This is a genomic window from Vibrio sp. 378 (assembly GCF_033339435.1).
Window position 1 is genome coordinate 1 of record NZ_JAWOUO010000162.1, and the last position, 1,055, is coordinate 1,055.

Here is a 1,055-nt window from a genome sequence, read left to right on the forward strand (position 1 = left end):
ATGGAGCAACCTTTTCTTTTTTGTTCTTTTTCTTAACTTAGTGGAGCGAGCTTTCTGTTTCTAACTGGAAAGAAGGCAAACGCCACTTAAATCGAACCGCTGCCATACGAAGTACGTAACCCACAACAAGGGTAACAATGGTTGCTGTTACGTCTGGCACGCTGAATTCCAGTAACGCAAGGTAAAGGCCGGATGCAATCAACGCGATAGAAGCGTATAGCTCCTCATGCAGTACCAACGGAGTTTGGCGACAGATCAAATCGCGAAGTAAGCCACCAAATACGCCAGTCACCAATGCAGACACCATACAGATGCCTGGGTGCAAGCCCATGCCCATCGCAATCTTGGTACCGATGATGCTAAATACAATCAAACCCAGTGCATCAAGACGAATGAACAAGCCTTTTAGTTTGATCACCCATTTCGCGAGGCCAGTCGTTAGTACGCCAGCAACACAGGTGATAGCCAGAAATTCAGGGTTTTTGACCCAACCAAGAGGATAGTGGCCCAATAAAATGTCACGCACTGTGCCGCCGCCAATGGCTGTCGCACTCGCTACCAACATAACGCCAAACCAGTCCATTTTTCTTCTACCAGCGCTTAACGCACCTGTCATGGCTTCAGCCGTGATACCAATGATATACAACACACTTAGCAACATAGGGGAACACTCAAAGTAAAAAGTTACCGTTTATCCATTACAAAATGGTTAGGGCAGTAACAACACTTACAAACGGCTTAATCAGTCTTAAAAAGTGATTAAAACCAGCAACATGCTCATAATCAAACTGCTTGAAAAACAGCAATTTGAGTGGCACCAAAATAAGGCGAGAGTGTATTAGTAAATGAGTACGCTGACGAATGAGAAATTGTATTGAGAAAGGTCGGTTCAGATAAATTCAACTAATAACCAAAACTGTGGGATGCCTTTACCTTATTTGCAAAAACAGCGACAATGCGCAGCGCATGTCAATTTGAAGTACAGACTCGACGATGACCCACGAATACCAAGATCTAATCACCATTTTCAATGACACTTTTCTTGAGCAATTCAA

At 43.8% G+C, this 1,055-nt stretch carries 1 protein-coding gene; it reads right to left on the minus strand.

Annotated elements, in window-relative coordinates; translation table 11 throughout:
* Positions 1-37: 37 nt before the first annotated feature.
* Entirely contained in the window at positions 38-661 is a 624-nt protein-coding gene (locus tag R7Q48_RS24860; protein WP_005457667.1) for a trimeric intracellular cation channel family protein, read from the minus strand.
* Positions 662-1,055: the final 394 nt, after the last annotated feature.

What these genes read in the sequence shown, in the direction of transcription:
- R7Q48_RS24860 (WP_005457667.1), bottom strand. Translation starts at nt 661, where the DNA reads ATGTTGCTAAGTGTGTTGTATATCATTGGTATCACGGCTGAAGCCATG.